The following is a 17,316-nucleotide window of genomic DNA, read 5'->3' as shown; positions in this document are numbered from 1 at the left end:
GAGAAGGTCAACATATATACCTTCTAAGCAGATATTACAAAAAATTAAATACATTGTTTCCATGCTTCTAAAAATTTTGTTACAACTTGTAACTCGAAATCATTAAATTGTTGGAATAACTCACTGTAACGCTCATGTGCAATTTTGTGTAATTTTTTATGAACAATTGCTAACTGTATTCCCTTATCAGTTAAAGTATAAAAGATTTCCTTCTTATTATCTGTATTTTGATGCGTCAGTAAAATTTTATTATCAATAAGAACGCGAATAGCTTTAGAGATAGTTGCTTTAGAAATATTAAGTTCCATAGATAGTAGAGTGTTATTCATTTGTTGTTTACTCTCATGAATAACCGAAACAATATGTAGTTGCGTTAGAGTCCAATTTTTATTTATATTTTCATCTTCACTAACTAATTCTTTTATCATCTCTTGAGATGCATATTTTTTCTTTTCTCTTGTTATGACAAAGTCTTCAATAGCTTTTAAGGTTTGTTCATGGACAAAATTTGTCATAATAATTTCCCCTATCTAGAATTATTGTTTACCGGTTAACAATATGAAGTTTACCAGTAAACAATAATTAGGTCAACAATTTAAAAAAAGACTTTTATGCATTGAAACTAACTCTTTAATATAATAGGGCTTTATTAGGATAAATTATGAAAAACAGATACATTAAAGGTTCTTACATAATTAGTTAAATTCCAATTTAGCAATTGACAATTGCTAAATGAGGATATAAAATCAAAATAGTTTACCGGTAAACAAAAAACAAAATAGACAAAGAGGGGTAGAAACATTTAAATGAATAAGGGCATAAAACAGAAAATTTACGATAATTATCTACATTTGTTACATCTCAATGAACAAAAGGCAGATAAGGATATTGAGACTTTTTTTAAGCAAGCAAAAATGGAAGAAATAGAACATGTACCGACAAATATGACAAGTATACACGTAATTGCCTGTATTGGTGAGAATCAACCAATAAATAATATTACAATTGCAAGGAAAATGAATTTATCTAAAGCGAATATCACAAAAATTAACACCAAATTAATAAAAGAAAATTTAATCACTCGTTTTCAGTCAGTTGATAACAAAAAGGAGGTATATTATCAACTTACTCCGGCAGGACAATCACTTTGTGAATTACATCAGAAAATTCATGACCAGAAAGAAAATGAATTTTATCAGTTCGTTGATTCATTTTCTGAAATTGAACAAAATGCAATATTGAAGTTTTTACAAAATATAAACGATAAAATGTTGGGGAAATAAATTTATTATAACTTAAATAAATTAGCTAATTATTAATAATCTTTTAGGAGGGATAGCATGAACCGTGTCAAATCAAGTGCTTCTTTTCTTTTATATTTGTTGTGTATTAGTGCTTTTTTCGCTTCTTTAAATCAAAACATATATTCTCCAATAATTCCCATAATTCGGGATTCATTCCAAGTATCTATAACAATGGTTAACCTTTCCGTTTCCATATTTATTTTTATTACGGCAATTATGCAAATTGTTTTTGGTTCTATAATTGATTTTAAAGGTGCTAGGACTATTCTTATTCCGAGTATTATTTTAACAATTATAGCGAGTATTGGTTGTGCAATTACAAGTAACTTTACAGTATTTTTAATATGTAGAATTTTACAGGCTGTAGGGACAGCTGCAATACCACTTATTGCTGCAACTACAATTGGTACTGTATTTCAAGGAGAACAACGAGGAAGTGCAATGGGTACATATCAAACCATGTTATCCATTGCACCTGCTGTTGCACCTGTGCTAGGAGGTTTTATTGGGGAAAAATATAATTACCCAGGCGTTTTCTGGCTACTTGTGGCAGTCTCTTTAATTCTATTTGTAATTAATTGGATATATTTCCCTGAGGATCGTGTAGGAAGTAAAAAAGAATTGAGTGGGAAAACACTTATATCTCACTATGCTTCTATATTTAAAAGCAAAGTGGGCAGTTCCATATTAATATTAAGTTTCTTTGCATTTTTTCTTTATTTCTCCTTCATTGTTTACTTACCAATTTTATTAACTGATCATTATCAATTAAGTTTACAGGTAGTGGGTTTACTTTACTTACCAATGGCTATTAGTTTAATGATTGGCAGCATGACTTTTAAAACAATTCAATCAAGAATTTCACAAAAAAAGCTTTTTATAACTGGAAATGTAGTCTTAGCTTTGAGCGTTATATTATTTGCTGTGACACACTCGAATACTTTAATTGGCGTAACAGTTGCTTTAATTCTTCACGGAATATCAATTGGTATCCTCACTCCTTTATTTGCTACTATGATTGTAAATGAATTTGAACATAATAGAGGAAGTGCAATGGGGATGTTTAACTTTATTAGATACATGGGAATGGCTGTAGGACCAATTATTTCCGGATTATTATTAACATATTACCAACCTACATTTGTATTTAGTATATTTGGAGGATTCTTTATTTTATTGAGTGTTGGTATGCTTATTCGGATTAGGAAGAGAGGTATTAAAATTGTGGTAAAAGAAGAAACCCTAAAATAAGAAAAATATTTAAGATTTCAGCATAGAAAGTTCAGGATGCTGAAACTCCCCCATCTTCACTTCTAAATCAAGTGAGAGTGGGGAAGTTTCAATTAATTTTTCTTTAATCTACAAGAACTATTATAAATTAATTTTAATCATCTTATGAATTAAGGGAAACCATTATAAATTATAATTATTACTTGTTCTTTTAATTCATCAAGGGTCTTACCGCTAATATTGTCAATAATAGTTTCATGTATTTCATGTTTTAATACAATTGTTTTTCCTGCAACTCTCTAATATTTACTCTTCCATACCCTGAATTTAATTTATTATTGGAAAGAACTGATTGTCATAGTAAATCACTGACTTTCAATAAGATATAACAATATATTCGCTCAATTATACTCTTATTTATACAGAATAGAGGTCCATATAAATTCTTAATCCTCAGGTATGTTGTGATATTTTGCTATTTAGATATGTAATTAGGAATGATTAATAGGGAAACAGTCTCAATATATGTATCATTTAGTTATTAGTATACTATCGCTTTTATCTATACTATATTTGTTTTTGGGAAACTATAAAATTACTATTTCTAAGTATATTTTTATCTTTAAATGTTTAATTAATATGATAATAAATTACCCTTTATATTTAAAAAGAAGAAATAATTAGTTCTCCATAAAATAGAAAAACGCCAGCTTTTCTTGTAACCCCATTTGGTGAGATAAAGAAAAAACACCTCCATTAAAATCATAACTGATACTTACGATTTAGAGAGGTGTTTTTTTCGTCTCATTCTAAGGGTTCACTCCATACAAGTTCAGTTTATTGTTAGAATGAAAATGGCACGTGTTTAATTTTTAAACCAACATTAGAAAAATTATTTATTTTCACTTAAAAATTCAAGAGCTTTGTTGAAAACTTCTTGACCTGCTGGGGTATTCATTTTAAATTGGAATTCATGCGCTAACTCACCATAGATATTTTTATCAAAGAAAAGTGTATCTACAGGAACTCCTTTATTTTGTAAAGCAGAAGTTAATGCTTTGGCTTGTTCTTCAAATGATGCTGTATTTCCATCTGTAATAAACGTTGGTGGATAATCTTTTGTTATATGTTTAAAGATTGAAGCAATCTCTATTTCAGGTAAGGTTTCAAAATCCTTTTTCCCAAAATAAGCCCAACCAGTGGTACGCATAAAGTTTTGCACTTCTTTAGTTGTCTCCATTTTAGCTAATGCAGGCATATCATACGGACCACAAAGTAGTAACGTACCTTTAATTGTAGAAGGTTCAACAATAGGATCCATTTTAGTTAATCTTGCATAATCGGGAGATGTTTGAATATTAACGAATTGTCCAGATATCTGTGCTCCAGCTGAATCTCCTGCAAAATAAACGTGATTTAGTTGTACATTATATTTCTTTGCATTTTCTTGTATATATACATAAGCCTCACCAAGTTGGCGTACTGGTGTAGGATATTTCATCTTAGGTGCAAGAGCATAATTTATATTTATCACTATATAACCACGAGCAGCTAATTCTACTGCATAACCAGTGATATCAGATTTATCTCCACCAACAAACCCACCCCCATGTACCCAAAAAATAACAGGTGTTTTTTCACTATGATTTTTTGGATAAATAATGTCTAATGTACCATCAGGAAATTTAGAATTATAATTGATGTCCTTAACAATTTTTGTTTCTTTTAGAGTGTTTTTAAAATTATCAGATTGAACAAACATTCCACCTTCAAATGCTTTTTTTATGAGAAATGCTTTGGGAGTAGGTGAAAGGTTCCAATAACTAACTCCTGTAATAATCAATCCGAAAACAATCAAAAGAAATATAAACATTCTTTTTTTCCATACTCTTTTAGGATTTGGCTGTTTTATTTTCATAATTATATAATCCCCATTCTTGTTAGTATAATACTTATGTGAAAAAGTACAACGTGGATTGCTATTTTAATCTATAGTTATTTAATTATTTAGGGTGGCTAATTAGATTTTTAATCTCAATTGTAATATGTATTCAGACTTTATATTTCATTGCTCTTACATATCAACGTTTGTTTACCTTATGAAGATCAAAATTATTTGTTTCTAAACGTTTATTCATACTAGTTCATAATGCGCTAGGTAGCATTGTGTTTCTAAAAATCACATAAAATAATAAATTACATACACTAGTTATAACCAAAAAATCTATCTTAAAATGAAAGGGATTTAGTATGATTAAATTGAATTTTGAGGGATTAACTGGGGAAATTATTACAGAATTTGATTGTGAGTATGAAAAGGCAAGACAAGAATGGAATCATTCTATAGAAAAATTCCCAGTTGTTATTGTTTATTGTTATACAAATTGTGATGTAAGAAATGCAATTATTTGGGCAAGGAAAAACAAAGTGAGTATCCGTATACGCTCAGGTGGTCATCATTATGAGGGATATTCTATTGGTAATAACGTCCTTGTTATTGATATAAGCAAAATGAATTGTTTAGAGGTTACTTTAAAAGGAGAAGCACTAAAAATACAAGGGGGCGTAAAAAATGAACAAATCTATGATTTTATATCCTCTAAAGGGTATCCATTTCCAGGAGGCACTTGTCCAACTGTCGGAGTAAGTGGATACACACTAGGTGGTGGATGGGGCTACTCTAGTAGATACTTCGGGCTTGGCTGCGACAACTTAATAGAGCTAGAATTAATAGACTATAAAGGTAGAGTTATTAGAGCGAATGAAACCTGCCATAAAGATTTATTTTGGGCATGTCGGGGGGGCGGGGGTGGAAACTTTGGTGTCATTGTTTCACTAACTTTTAAGCTACCTCCAAAAGTTGATAAAGTTACTTTAATTGAATTATATTGGCCTAATACTTCAGTAAATCTCCAAAAAGAGTTTCTTCGTACATGGCAAAGTTGGTTAGTTAACTTAAATAATAAAATGACAATTGGTGTAAGTATTTATAATTCCATCGCAGAAGGAATGGCGATATATGGACGTGGTTTATATTACGGTACTCTTGAAGATGCAACAATTATTTTACAAGAGCTACTCCATATAGGTGGGGGGAGGATGAATTTACAATATGTTAGTTTTCTTGAAGCAATGGACATTGTACAGTCTTCATATCCTTCATCGGAACAATTTAAATCTACAGGTCGCTTTGTCCATAGGCAATATAACGAAGAAGAAATTGAAAAGATCGTTAACCTTATTGAAGATAAGGCAAATGGAAGTGTTTTTGCAGCAATTAGCCTTTATCCACTTGGAGGGAACGTTAAAAGTGTAGATAGAGATGCGACTGCTTTCTATTATCGTGATGCTCATTATATTCTAGGTATCCAAACCATATGGGAAGACCCTATTTATAAAAAAGACAATGTTCAATGGGTTGAAAAGCGTTTTGATTATATAAAAACTATTACAAAAGGTTCGTTTATAAATTTTCCTTATAGTGAATTAAAAGATTATATGATTGCTTATTATGGAGGGCATGCTGAACGTTTAAGAGAAATCAATAAAAAGTATGATCCATGTAATCTATTCTCATTTCCTCAAGGTATCCAGAATTAAATAAGGAAATAGGTGGTATCGATATATTTGAATGCGCAAAACAATGATCTATTGTAACTTTTTTATTTGCTGTTTATTAAAAAATGGGTGCAAAAAATAACAAAGGTATTAATTTTTTACACTATATGTGTTATAACACTACATCCATCAACTTAAGGGCTTGGTGTTGGTTTAGAATAAAGTTTGGTTAAAAAATCATTCTAAACCCGTAATTTCAATGCATATAAAAAGCCATTGTTTTAAACAGTAATTGAACAAAACGATGGCTTTCTATTATTTTTCAGAACTGTTTTTTATAAAAAAGTCTGATTAATTTAATTTTCCGTATACCACTAACGCACCATTTAGTTTAATAAGATTGAATGGATTTAAATTTTCTTCCAATAAAGTTAGTAGGTACGGGGATGAGTTCTATTTCTCTTGACCAAACAGAGAGTTGAACAATGTTGTGAATCTTATGAGCAATTATATGGTGTAATCCAGCGCACTCCAAATATTTGATTATATCGTCTTGCAAACTGAAAACGTGTTAGTTTTGGTTGCTGGCAAAGAAGGTTGTCGCCTTTTTTGAAAGTTCATTTTCCTTTTTTAATGACAGGATTTCACTTCGTAAAGAACGCAGTTCTTTCATATTAGATACCTCATCATCCAAAAATAGGGGAGAATACTTTTTTATCCATGCATTTAGTGTCCCGTTCCCTAGGTCAAATTCTCTTTGAATACTGGAAGTTGTACTCCCTTCTTTAACCGCCAATTCAATACATTGTTTTTTTTTTTTTTTTCATTTCATCATACTGTTTTTTCATCTGAAACACCTCTCATATAGAATAATTTATCTCTATACTATGTTCCAGTTTTACTGTATCCCCTCATAATGCTGTGATTAATATCTCATACTGTATGGCTGTCTTTTTTAGGTGCAGTCCCTTCTTGAAAAAGTGTTATTGTTTTAGAGAGGCAATTTCTCTCACGAATTGAAAGATTTTCAAGTTTTTTGTTTTTGTATTCAGAATTGTTGCATAGTTGATTAGAAGCAAATGTTTTAGATAACATAATAACTTGTTTGCCATACGATTTTGATTTATTTTCACTCATTTCTTGTGTCTGTTTTTAAGGTTGTAACTTAGTTTAAGATACTTCGCAACAGGATCGAACAGAGCCTTTTATTTTTTGCTTTTTCATAATATAGGTAAATTGGCGAATCTCCTCACATAAAATACCATAGAGGCAAAATCGATTTCCTTATCTAAGGAATGAGCATACTCTGTTTGGAGGTGTTAAGATGTTCGATAATCAAAATGAACATAGGAAATGGGAAGGGATTCAGGTTGGAGCTTTGGATTCTAATTTGGTGGGGCCAACGTTTCCAGCAATTCCTTCATTTACTTTCCCAGTTGGGCCAGCAGGCCCAACTGGAGAAACAGGCCCAACTGGAGAAACAGGCCCAACTGGAGAAACAGGCCCAACTGGAGAAATAGGCCCAACTGGAGAAACGGGCCCAACTGGAGAAACAGGCCCAACTGGAGAAACAGGCCCAACTGGAGAAACAGGCCCAACTGGAGAAACAGGCCCAACTGGAGAAACAGGCCCAACCGGAGGAACAGGCCCAACCGGAGAAACAGGCCCAACTGGAGAAACAGGCCCAACCGGAGAAACAGGCCCAACTGGAGAAACAGGCCCAACTGGAGAAACAGGCCCAACCGGAGGAACAGGCCCAACCGGAGGAACAGGCCCAACCGGAGAAACAGGCCCAACCGGAGAAACAGGCCCAATCGGAGAAACAGGCCCAACCGGAGGAACAGGCCCAACTGGAGAAACAGGCCCAACCGGAGGAACAGGCCCAACCGGAGAAACAGGTGCCATGGTTTTAACAGGGGTTGGAGATCCCACATGCGCTATTGGAAATTTAGGAGATATTTACATTGACCTATCCACAGGGAGAACATATTATAAGCTCTCTCAGCCAGTACCTCCAATGGTCAGAGCTATTCCAACACCTACCGGTGCCACAATTCCTGTGGGTTCAACGCAGACTTATACTACAATTGATGCAGCTTTAGCTGTCGCTAATAATGGTGACAGGTTATTACTTGACGCTGAGACCTTTATAATTACATCCACTGTTACTGTTAATAAAACGGTAACGATTGAGGGTCAAGGAATAGGGGCAACTACCGTTATTACTACCTTGAATACTGTAATCTCTATGTTTAATGTTACAGTATCTAACGTTATTTTTCGTAATATGTCAATTGTCCAAAATTTCCCTTCTGTTTTGAGTGTAGAGTCTGTTATTTCAATTAATAATTTGTTAGCAACAGGAATATATGTTGATAGTTGTGAAATTTCAGTATGCGAACTCGGTATCGCCATTAAAGCAACTGAATTCCAAATAACAAATTGTAATTTTACCTATGCACCCGCTGCTTCACCTAACAACGGATACTTCTATATCATTATTTCCTCTACTTCAGGGCAAAGTATTATTGACGATAACACCTTTGTGTCTGACTCAGGTAACACGAGATGCAGATTTATCATCATAACGAATATAACCGTTAATTCAGGCACACTTCAAGGGAATTTAGTAATAAGCAATAATACACAAGACAACTTATCTCCGGCTACATTAAGACACCTGCTAGATATCGAGGAATTTGTTGGTACAAATTTTGGTTTGTTTCTTTTAAACAACACAACAGTAAATGAAGGAAATGTACCTGTTTTATTGTTTAATGCGGATTTTACTATATTTAAATTCATAGAAGTTAATGGTAACAGTATCCAAAATACTGCCGGAAAGGGAATTATCGGAATTGACTCGAGTTCTATCGGTCAAACACCTATTTTTAGTTCGGGTAATACAATTGCAAATCAATTTTTCACTCTAGGATGGGCTTCTGCAACCATTCCACTTAGTTTTATTGTGGGGTATAATACAACGGTAATCTCAGAGCCACCTAACCTGCCATTAACTAGTTGTTATTGGCTTATGTTGATTTGATACCGTATAGATGTAATTTAGAAGTTTAATATGTTACTATGACCCCCAAACAAGGTAGAGCAAGAGCATCACTTTATTAAGAAACGTGTACATTCTATATTAAGAATCAAGTTTTTTCACACAGTTAAATCCTTGCAGAAGTAGGTGACATGTTTTGGTTTTTATGAAGTATAAGAAACCGTCAGAAGAAGTAGAGATTGAATATCGAAATTTCGAAAAAATAAGATCATTACTTTTGGGAACACAACTTTATTAGATTTTCTTGCAAAGTCTTTATGTATATATTAATAAAAAAGAATGCACACAGATTAAAATGTGCATTCTTTTTTAATAAAGCTTGATTAATAACTAACTAACTGTATTCTTATTGCTATGACTATAACTTTCTTCCATAGCCAATGCATCTGCTTTAGTAACATGAACGGTACCAAATGGATGATTTGGAGGAGCGTATATCGAGTAAAGTTTTAACGGAATATTACCTGTATTAGTTACATTATGCCATGTTCCCGCAGGTATCATTATTGCAAAATCATCATAGACATTTCTTTTAAAGTTTAAATTATCTTTACTCTTGCCCATTTGAACAATCCCCTGACCTTGTTCAATACGTAAAAATTGATCGACATTAGGATGTATTTCCAAGCCAATATCTTCGCCAATATTGATGCTCATTAAGGTAACTTGTAAATGTTTACCTGTCCATAAAGCAGTACGATACTTATTGTTTTGTTTTGTTGCTTCATTTATATTAACAACAAATGGTTCTGATCCATAATCTGTTAACGAAATACTTCCAACACCGCCGGAAAAACTAAAAGAATCAAATCTGTTTGCATACTCTATCTCATTGGGGAAAGTCCAGTAAACAGGCGGTTTTCCATAGTTATACGGTACATTAACATAATAAGGACATGGATACATAAAAGGAATATAGTACATTTTTATCAACCCTTCATGATTTTATAAAATTATCCTATGCACTGGTTAAGTTAATGTACTTAGACTAAAGGTAAATTTTGTAAAGAAGGCTTTTTAGCATAAAAGGGGTACGGAAACAATTATGGATTTCAGGGGGGAATCTGGAATTAAATCCTATATTTTAATTTTGATAAGTCAATTTGAGAGCTTCTAAAGCATTTAAAATAAACAACTTGCTATATTATTAATAGCGTATATCCTATTCATAATGCTTGGTATGAATAGGTTTATTTCATTATCGTTATAAATCTGCATAATCCTGATGTGACACGGTTTAGTTTTTAGACATATTATATAAATGTTTTTTTAATTATTAACTGAGGTGAATTATTATGATAAATCCTTACTGTATTAAAAACAGGGCAATAGGCTCAGTCTATACAACCCATGGAGCTCAATCAACAATGCATGCAGTATATCATGCATTGCAGTATATGCCATACTATCAACATCCCGCTATACCTTATTATGAAACCATACAATATCATCCCTCTATAGAATATACACCTCAAAGTATATATCCTACCATTTTTACAACAATTCCACTTTATTAATCATCCTTCTGTTTTTAATTACTTTTAAACTGTATATACAACCACTGGGGAATTGGTCTGTTTGGCTTGGCGACACCCTTGATATAGAGCATTAAGACAACTTATCTTGATACTCTATATAGGAATGTAAATAAAAAAAGAGTGTAGATATCTAGACTTTTTTTTCTCTAACTATCTGAGACTTTTAAAGGGTCTCTTTCTGTTATTACAGATTTTATACATACTTAGACTTCAGAAGAGGATTAACATTCGAATTTATGATATATTTACTACTCACTCGAAGTGTGAACTCTAAACGATCACATGAATTAAGAAAGTCAGTCGTTGAGGGTGGATTTTAGCCTGATTTTCATACACCAATCGAAGCGATGACGTATAACGACGCTACAAGAACTTGCAACGGTGGTGTTTTACAATAATGTTGCTAAGATTGCAAGTAAGCATGATCCAGATCTTGCTACATTATTAAGCCGTGTTGCAAAAGATGAAACTCTTCATTATGCGTTTTATCGAGATTTCATTCGAACACATTTGGAATGGGAACCTAACTATTGCTATTATATTGCCAATGTGATTAGGAATTTTAAAATGCGAGGTGCTGTTATGCCTGATTTTGAAAATAGAATGGCTGTAATTGCAAAAGAAGCGAATTATGGACCACTACATCAAGCACTTGATGTAGTGGTTGATTATTGGGGGTTAAAAGACTTACGACCAATTGCACCTTTAGCTGAAAAAGCAAGAATTGAGATTTTGGAATACCACATAAGATTGAAAAAAATACGTGATCGATTTGGTCGTTTTCAAGGAAAACTGATCTACGTTAATGAGTAGAGATTTCAGAGTATAAGCGGGGTAATTCCCTTTCCCTTTATGGGAAATCTGACACACTCCCTATTGTTTTTGGGATGTTTTTTATTCAATTTAATTTTTTGTTAAAAAGTTGTTGACGATAAAAATAATTTTATGATATTATAAAATATTTGATAAAAAATAAAATATGTGTTAAGGTTAAGGAAGTTTACCATATATGGAGGTGGATTATATGTTTCAAATTGGCGATAACATTGTTTATCCAATGCACGGAGCAGGTATAATTGAAGCCATAGAAGAAAAAGAATTCTCAGGAAAAAAACAACAGTATTATGTTATAAAAATGTCAATCAGTAATATGCAAGTCATGATTCCTATGGGTAAAATACTAAGTTCGAGTATACGCCCAGTTACTGATATACTTGCATTAAAACACATTATACACATTTTTCAGCATGGAGAATCAGATAAATTATTGCCGTGGAAACAAAGGTATAAAGTGAACACGGACAAAATAAAAACGGGTGAAATACAAGATGGTGCTGAAGTTGTACGTGATTTAATGCGTATGAAGAAAGAAAAGGCACTGAATACAAGCGAAAAAAAATGTTGGATAACGCACATGAATTTTTGATTAGTGAACTAGGATTAATTAAAGGAATCACTGAAAATCAAATAAAAAGTTTCTGTTAAGATTCATTATAGATAATGTATTACATCCCCCGGAAATATCCTAAATTTTTCGGGAATATGATGATTATTAAAAGTAAATCATTTCAAAGGCATTCAACTTCTTCAACTCACTTTTAGAGTAGGAACCTCTTTTGTTATTACTTCAATCTTATCCATTTTTATTTTTAAATTTCTTTTACGAACGTTCAAAGTTTCATCAAATAACTCGATTAAATAGTCACTTGATTTTTGCAATCCTGATTCACACTGGCACGGACAAGGATCCGTAAGGATGAAAGAGAGGTAGGGCTTTCATTGTTTTAGGTAATATATTATCTAAGTCATTATTTCTAGAAGAAAAAACAATTAATCTCACCGCTATCTCTTTAAGAGTTCCTTACATCTACTGAGACAGTGAATACTAATTGTTTATCTTCTTTACGTAAAATTGATAAACGAACTGGTAACACCATATGGTCAACTACAAAAAATGGTTTCCAGACCAGGAAACCATTTTTAATCTTATTTACATAACAATAGTAAATTAAGCAGTAAGAAGGAGTGCACACATGAAAAAAATGTTAACAAAAGAATTAAGTAATGAATTAAAGAAGCGAGAAGGGATTATTTCTATTACAGTGGAGCCTTATGAAAAAATCGAAGTTGGTGGAATTCGTGTAGATGGACCAGCTGTGATTCTAATTAATCAAGAATAGCTAAAAATAGTTGAATGAACGAAGAAAAGGATCAGCCTTTACGAGAAGGGAAGATCCTTTTTGTTTACTACGGCTAATAACAGGATATACATATATTCCATCTGATGAGATGGGGTTCAAAGGAAGGAGAGGGTGGAGATTATCATAGTGGAAAGCTTAATATTGGTAGGATTTCTTTTTATTTTATATACATTAGTTGTTCAAAAACAAACTAAGTATTTGAAACGATAGATTGTTTTCTTTTTAAGAGCGGGATTTTAAAGGAGGAATTTAGATGGATGCAAGGAAAGAACGGATAAAATACGAGAAGATGTCAAAGAATTATGATCGTATTTATTTAGTTTCGTTTATCCTATTAATTGTACTTGTTTGTAGTAGTGTGATTATCATAGGAGCTACAGGAGGAAAATATGGAGTGTTTTTATTGTTGGCAATTTTACTTAACGCACGTATTACGAAAGAATCTCAAAAAAAGTATGAGCAGTATGCTAACAAAGAGCGTATTTAAAATGACACATATCTTGAAAAGAACAACCTAAATGTACCTTATTAAAATGTTATTTTTGTTTCTATAATGAATTATCCTTCTAGCATATTTAAAAGATTTATACCATATATTAAGAGAAAGAATGTAGGTTAGAAAGGAGCTTTATAGATTGAGTTATTTGGAGGGAAACGACTTGAGTGAACAAAATATGGTAAGTGTACCGAATCCCTACGTATATCATACATTACAATCAGTAATTGGTAAACATGTGGTTATTGAAACTGTAAGAGGAAAGTTAAAGGATGTGAAACCAGATCATTTGCTAATTGAAGATACGGTACCGTATATTATACGAATTCAACAAATTGTATGGATTATGCCAAAACAATGATTAAATTACATCTAATTTGATTTATAACAAATTGGGTTCATAGACGTCCAAATAAAAACACAGGGTTTTATCTCTGTGTTTCTTCAAATTTTCTTTTTTGGATATATGCTTGAGCATGGATAATTTCTTTCTGAAGTTCTTTTAATTCTTCCGTAGATCCTGATTCAATCCTCATGTACGTAGTAACTAGACTAATCATCATATCCATCTTCTCTACTATATTTTGAATGACCTGTTCAGATTGCTCTTTTTGAGGGTGTTGTATTGCTGTTAATACATCTTCTATATAATTATTCTTTCTTTGCTGGATATCATAAATAAACTGTTTTGTGTTTGAATTCATTTGTTGTTCCTCCATTTTGGATATGTTTCTATTGTATCACCTTTGAATAGAAAATATTGGATTTCCCTAAATTTAAATCTGTCTCACAGATCTACTCAAATATACAAACTAATTCCTGAACGTACAGGGAATTAATTAAAATGTGTCAATAATGTGTATTGATGATTTTGTTTTTTTGTTGTTACTAGTTCGTTAAAAAATACCCCTATTTATACATTGGCCATGCGAGTAGGTAGTTTGTCTTTACTTCTTACATAAACATCATGTAATTCATACACTTGGCCAGCTTGTAATTGTGTCATGATGTCTTCCAAATGAATTTGTATATTACCGGTCTCAATTGAGTGAGCTTTGTTTTAAATGCAGCTGTTTGGCACTCTTTTCTGTATATTTTAGTTGGTAACTTAAAACGTGATAAATAATATCCTTGCTTGTCTTGAATAGACTTAAAGCCTTGTAAACGAAAATATCCTAAGTCACGAATATATAGTTCATTCTTTTGTGTCATGCCTGTTCGAGTCGCACTATATGGGGTAGCACCACACATCCATCAACTTAAGGTATATTTTTATACAAAATGCGGTCTTTCCATATATCTTTTTATTATCTTTTATAGATTTTATAAAAGTGGGCATATCAAATAAACCCTGACGGGCTTCAATTTTTTACTATGCTACATGATGAGTAGAAGTGGTATACTCATACACAACACCCAAAATATCAAAGACTGTCTTTTTCTCATATCGATGAGATTTTCGTCCGTTGTGCTGTAGGAGGTTAAACAGACGAAGGAGAACCTTTGATAATTCTTGGGTGTTTTTGTGTAATGCTTGGTAAAAAAGTGAAAAATAATCCTTAATTATGTACATCGCTTTATATTCACTTAGCTCTTTCTGTTTCTTCCGTAACAGGAGTTCTCTCATTTTAAACATGGTAGAAGAACATAATAGAATACTAATGAGTTGCCCATAAAGGTGACATTCTAATCGTTCTTGTTTAATAGATTTACAACGATGAATTTGAAACCAAGATTTCCATATTTTAAATAACAGTTCAATTTGCCAACGTAATGAATATAAATCATAGATTTTCTCTTTTGGTACCCATTCCGTAGGAATGTTTGTCATATATACCGTAATACCTTGTAAAAGCTTCGTACGCTCTGTATAAGTAATTCCTTTTTTCTTTTCGCGAATAGCTCGGTCATGTAGGCGTTTCTGTTTTTGCTCCTCAGTACATCTATAAACCACAATGCGAGTAGGTAGTTTGTCTTTACTCCCTACATAAACATCATGTAATTCATACACTTGGCCAGGTTGTAATTGTGTCATGATGTCTTCCAAATGAATTTGTATATTACCGGTCTCAATTGAGTGGGCTTTGTTTTAAATACAACTGTTTCGAACTCTTTTCTGTATATTTTAGTTGGTAACTTAAGACGTGATAAATAATATCCTTGCTTGTCTTGAATAGACTTAAAGTCTTGTAAACGAAAATATCCTAAGTCACGAATATATAGTTCATTCTTTTGTGCCATACCTGTTCGAGTCGCACTATATGCCTGATCACTTCGTTTTCCTGGTTCAATTTCCACATCAGAAAATTCCCCACTCAACAAGTCATACTCTAGTTGAATTTTCACATCAGCTTTATGACTGCATTCTCCGGCACCAGGATAAGTAGCTGCGAATCGATCTGGAACTTGGAAGGTTGTAGAATCAAGGATGCGAATGCGCTCAAAGTAAGCTGAAAGAGAATGAGAAATTTTAGATAAACCTCCAATTTTAGCTTGTAGAAGTGTAGTAAATACAGTTCGAAAGAAAGCTACAGAAGCTGAGTTAAAGCGTCGATTAAGTCCCTCCGGACTTAATAAAATTCCTGTTGAGGTTTCTAACTGACTACAAAGTTGAGTAAGAGAGGTAGTAGCGACTTGTTGATTTAACCATACACACAAAGATAAGAAATGGTGCCCAGGGCACTTACGTTTTCGTTTCATCCCGCCTGCTTCTATAGCTAATTGATTAAGTGTAGCGGGAGACATATATCGATATAACTCTTCGGCAAATAAAGATAACTCTTGTTTTTGATGGATATTCATAAAAAGTACGTCACCCTTTCTCATTAATATAAGAGAATAGTAACGTGCTTTTAACTCCAAAAATAGTCTATATACGGATTTGGAATAAAGTCACGAAGTTTAAAAAAGACGTGTTGTTTTAATAAGGTGCAACGCTTTTGCTCGAGATTACTTACCTAGAGCTTGTTTTATTGAACTAACAGGGCAGGTTACTTCAATAAAAAGAGGGGTTTTAGTGACAAAAGCTAATTCTTATTGCTATAAACAATTATATAGGGGAGGGTTTACATTGATAAATTTTTTTAAATATAACTGGCAAGTAAGAGACGAATGGTTTGAATGGTGTAATCAACTATCAAATGAAGAGTTGATAAAAGAGCGAACTGGAGGAGTAGGAAGTATTTTATATACCCTTTTTCACATTATTGATGTTGAATATAGTTGGGTTCGCGGTATTCAAGGCAAAGAAGACATAGTAGTTGGATTTGCTGATTATGATACACTTGAAAGGGTTAAATCTCTTTCAGATAGATTCCGGAATGAAATAGCTGAATTTCTCAAAAAAAATTTAGATGAATTAAAAGAGAAAGCTGTATGTGTTGCTTGGGATGAAGATAAATATACTGTTGAGGAAATATTACACCATATAATTGCTCATGAGATTCACCACATTGGTCAACTCTCTGTTTGGTCAAGAGAAATAGAACTCAACCCCGTACCTGCTAACTTTATTGGAAGAAAGTTTAAATCCATTCATTCTTATTAAACTAAATGGTGCGTTAGTGGTATAAGGAAGATTAAATTAATCAGACTTTTTTATGAAAAACAGTTCTGGAAAATAAAAGAGAGCCATCGTTTTGTTCAATTACTGTTTAAAACAATGGCTTTTTATATGCATTGAAATTATGGGTTTAGAATGATTTTTTAACCAAACTTTATTTTAAACCAGCACCAAATCCTTAAGTTGATGGATGTGTGGCGGTACCCCTGGAAGCTTTGGATACAATCTGATATAGGCTTAATTTCGTGGGTTTGTCCTGGTTGTAGCTGGTATGGATTCGGCAATTGTTACGGGAAAAAGAACCAACATTCTGACAAATATGGAAAACCGAAAACGGCCGTGTATGAAACTTTCTATATTTAT

General features: G+C 32.5%; 14 protein-coding genes and 5 pseudogenes. 11 read left to right on the top strand and 8 right to left on the bottom strand.

Annotation, left to right across the window (positions count from 1 at the left end; genetic code table 11):
- Nucleotides 1–44: 44 nt before the first annotated feature.
- The gene (locus MHH27_RS15995; RefSeq protein ID WP_074651233.1) at nucleotides 45–515 is read right to left on the bottom strand and encodes a MarR family transcriptional regulator; all 471 of its coding nucleotides are present in this window, start codon (nucleotides 513–515) and stop codon (nucleotides 45–47) included.
- 291 nt (nucleotides 516–806) lie between these two features.
- Between MHH27_RS15995 and MHH27_RS15990 the strand changes: the two genes are divergently transcribed.
- Together MHH27_RS15990 and MHH27_RS15985 are read left to right on the top strand one after the other, a co-directional pair.
- Complete coding sequence (locus tag MHH27_RS15990) at nucleotides 807–1,283, top strand: MarR family transcriptional regulator (protein WP_044585258.1); 477 nt, start codon at nucleotides 807–809, stop codon at nucleotides 1,281–1,283.
- Nucleotides 1,284–1,340: 57 nt separating this feature from the next.
- Nucleotides 1,341–2,555, top strand: coding sequence for an MFS transporter (locus tag MHH27_RS15985; protein ID WP_340943314.1), 1,215 nt, complete (start codon nucleotides 1,341–1,343; stop codon nucleotides 2,553–2,555).
- Nucleotides 2,556–3,426: 871 nt separating this feature from the next.
- Here the strand turns inward: MHH27_RS15985 and MHH27_RS15980 are convergent.
- On the bottom strand, nucleotides 3,427–4,452 hold the full coding sequence (locus MHH27_RS15980; protein WP_074651235.1) for an alpha/beta hydrolase: 1,026 nt from the start codon (nucleotides 4,450–4,452) through the stop codon (nucleotides 3,427–3,429).
- A gap of 332 nt (nucleotides 4,453–4,784) precedes the next feature.
- On the opposite strand from MHH27_RS15980, the gene MHH27_RS15975 reads away from it, so the two are divergent.
- Nucleotides 4,785–6,134, top strand: a complete 1,350-nt coding sequence (locus tag MHH27_RS15975; RefSeq protein ID WP_340943309.1) for an FAD-dependent oxidoreductase — start codon at nucleotides 4,785–4,787, stop codon at nucleotides 6,132–6,134.
- A gap of 529 nt (nucleotides 6,135–6,663) precedes the next feature.
- Here the strand turns inward: MHH27_RS15975 and MHH27_RS15965 are convergent.
- Together MHH27_RS15965 and MHH27_RS15960 are read right to left on the bottom strand one after the other, a co-directional pair.
- Nucleotides 6,664–6,897 (bottom strand): annotated as a pseudogene (locus tag MHH27_RS15965) (transposase); the annotation flags it as partial.
- Nucleotides 6,898–7,025: 128 nt separating this feature from the next.
- The gene (locus MHH27_RS15960) at nucleotides 7,026–7,229 is read right to left on the bottom strand and encodes a hypothetical protein (RefSeq protein ID WP_340943304.1); all 204 of its coding nucleotides are present in this window, start codon (nucleotides 7,227–7,229) and stop codon (nucleotides 7,026–7,028) included.
- A gap of 187 nt (nucleotides 7,230–7,416) precedes the next feature.
- Here MHH27_RS15960 and MHH27_RS15955 point away from each other — a divergent pair, with 187 nt between their 5' ends.
- Entirely contained in the window at nucleotides 7,417–9,138 is a 1,722-nt protein-coding gene (locus MHH27_RS15955; protein ID WP_340943303.1) for an exosporium leader peptide-containing protein, read from the top strand.
- A gap of 348 nt (nucleotides 9,139–9,486) precedes the next feature.
- On the opposite strand, the gene MHH27_RS15950 is transcribed toward MHH27_RS15955, so the two are convergent.
- Nucleotides 9,487–10,080 carry a cupin domain-containing protein gene (locus tag MHH27_RS15950; RefSeq protein WP_340943301.1) on the bottom strand — a complete coding sequence of 198 codons (594 nt, stop codon included), beginning with the start codon at nucleotides 10,078–10,080 and terminating at the stop codon, nucleotides 9,487–9,489.
- A gap of 371 nt (nucleotides 10,081–10,451) precedes the next feature.
- Here MHH27_RS15950 and MHH27_RS15945 point away from each other — a divergent pair, with 371 nt between their 5' ends.
- The 6 genes and pseudogenes from MHH27_RS15945 to MHH27_RS15920 all read left to right on the top strand — a co-directional run bounded on the left by MHH27_RS15945 (nucleotide 10,452) and on the right by MHH27_RS15920 (nucleotide 13,752).
- On the top strand, nucleotides 10,452–10,673 hold the full coding sequence (locus MHH27_RS15945) for a hypothetical protein (protein WP_340943299.1): 222 nt from the start codon (nucleotides 10,452–10,454) through the stop codon (nucleotides 10,671–10,673).
- A gap of 171 nt (nucleotides 10,674–10,844) precedes the next feature.
- Nucleotides 10,845–11,507: pseudogene (locus tag MHH27_RS15940) on the top strand (acyl-ACP desaturase); the annotation flags it as partial.
- Nucleotides 11,508–11,718: 211 nt separating this feature from the next.
- Nucleotides 11,719–12,179 (top strand): annotated as a pseudogene (locus MHH27_RS15935) (CarD family transcriptional regulator).
- 548 nt (nucleotides 12,180–12,727) lie between these two features.
- Nucleotides 12,728–12,874, top strand: a complete 147-nt coding sequence (locus tag MHH27_RS15930) for a BC1881 family protein (protein ID WP_000738547.1) — start codon at nucleotides 12,728–12,730, stop codon at nucleotides 12,872–12,874.
- Between the two features lie 274 nt (nucleotides 12,875–13,148).
- Nucleotides 13,149–13,382 carry a hypothetical protein gene (locus MHH27_RS15925; RefSeq protein WP_340943296.1) on the top strand — a complete coding sequence of 78 codons (234 nt, stop codon included), beginning with the start codon at nucleotides 13,149–13,151 and terminating at the stop codon, nucleotides 13,380–13,382.
- Between the two features lie 148 nt (nucleotides 13,383–13,530).
- Entirely contained in the window at nucleotides 13,531–13,752 is a 222-nt protein-coding gene (locus tag MHH27_RS15920) for a DUF2642 domain-containing protein (protein WP_340943294.1), read from the top strand.
- Nucleotides 13,753–13,819: 67 nt separating this feature from the next.
- On the opposite strand, the gene MHH27_RS15915 is transcribed toward MHH27_RS15920, so the two are convergent.
- The 3 genes and pseudogenes from MHH27_RS15915 to MHH27_RS15905 all read right to left on the bottom strand — a co-directional run bounded on the left by MHH27_RS15915 (nucleotide 13,820) and on the right by MHH27_RS15905 (nucleotide 16,193).
- Nucleotides 13,820–14,095, bottom strand: a complete 276-nt coding sequence (locus MHH27_RS15915; protein WP_340943292.1) for a hypothetical protein — start codon at nucleotides 14,093–14,095, stop codon at nucleotides 13,820–13,822.
- 221 nt (nucleotides 14,096–14,316) lie between these two features.
- Nucleotides 14,317–14,624 (bottom strand): annotated as a pseudogene (locus MHH27_RS15910) (transposase); the annotation flags it as partial.
- Nucleotides 14,625–14,763: 139 nt separating this feature from the next.
- Nucleotides 14,764–16,193 (bottom strand): annotated as a pseudogene (locus MHH27_RS15905) (IS4 family transposase).
- Between the two features lie 268 nt (nucleotides 16,194–16,461).
- Between MHH27_RS15905 and MHH27_RS15900 the strand changes: the two are divergent.
- Nucleotides 16,462–16,938: a DinB family protein gene (locus MHH27_RS15900; protein WP_340944856.1), complete on the top strand. Its 477-nt coding sequence runs from the start codon at nucleotides 16,462–16,464 to the stop codon at nucleotides 16,936–16,938.
- Nucleotides 16,939–17,316: the final 378 nt, after the last annotated feature.

The organism is Bacillus sp. FSL L8-0152 (assembly GCF_038006365.1).
Taxonomy (GTDB): Bacteria; Bacillota; Bacilli; order Bacillales; family Bacillaceae_G; genus Bacillus_A; species Bacillus_A cereus.
This window is presented reverse-complemented; position numbering and strand designations above follow the sequence as displayed.

Bases quoted from the DNA above. Each gene is read 5' to 3' on its own strand.
- MHH27_RS15995 (WP_074651233.1), bottom strand. From the start codon at position 515: ATGACAAATTTTGTCCATGAACAAACCTTAAAAGCTATTGAAGACTTT.
- MHH27_RS15990 (WP_044585258.1), top strand. From the start codon at position 807: ATGAATAAGGGCATAAAACAGAAAATTTACGATAATTATCTACATTTG.
- MHH27_RS15985 (WP_340943314.1), top strand. From the start codon at position 1,341: ATGAACCGTGTCAAATCAAGTGCTTCTTTTCTTTTATATTTGTTGTGT.
- MHH27_RS15980 (WP_074651235.1), bottom strand. From the start codon at position 4,452: ATGAAAATAAAACAGCCAAATCCTAAAAGAGTATGGAAAAAAAGAATG.
- MHH27_RS15975 (WP_340943309.1), top strand. From the start codon at position 4,785: ATGATTAAATTGAATTTTGAGGGATTAACTGGGGAAATTATTACAGAA.
- MHH27_RS15960 (WP_340943304.1), bottom strand. From the start codon at position 7,229: ATGAGTGAAAATAAATCAAAATCGTATGGCAAACAAGTTATTATGTTA.
- MHH27_RS15955 (WP_340943303.1), top strand. From the start codon at position 7,417: ATGTTCGATAATCAAAATGAACATAGGAAATGGGAAGGGATTCAGGTT.
- MHH27_RS15950 (WP_340943301.1), bottom strand. From the start codon at position 10,080: ATGTACTATATTCCTTTTATGTATCCATGTCCTTATTATGTTAATGTA.
- MHH27_RS15945 (WP_340943299.1), top strand. From the start codon at position 10,452: ATGATAAATCCTTACTGTATTAAAAACAGGGCAATAGGCTCAGTCTAT.
- MHH27_RS15930 (WP_000738547.1), top strand. From the start codon at position 12,728: ATGAAAAAAATGTTAACAAAAGAATTAAGTAATGAATTAAAGAAGCGA.
- MHH27_RS15925 (WP_340943296.1), top strand. From the start codon at position 13,149: ATGGATGCAAGGAAAGAACGGATAAAATACGAGAAGATGTCAAAGAAT.
- MHH27_RS15915 (WP_340943292.1), bottom strand. From the start codon at position 14,095: ATGAATTCAAACACAAAACAGTTTATTTATGATATCCAGCAAAGAAAG.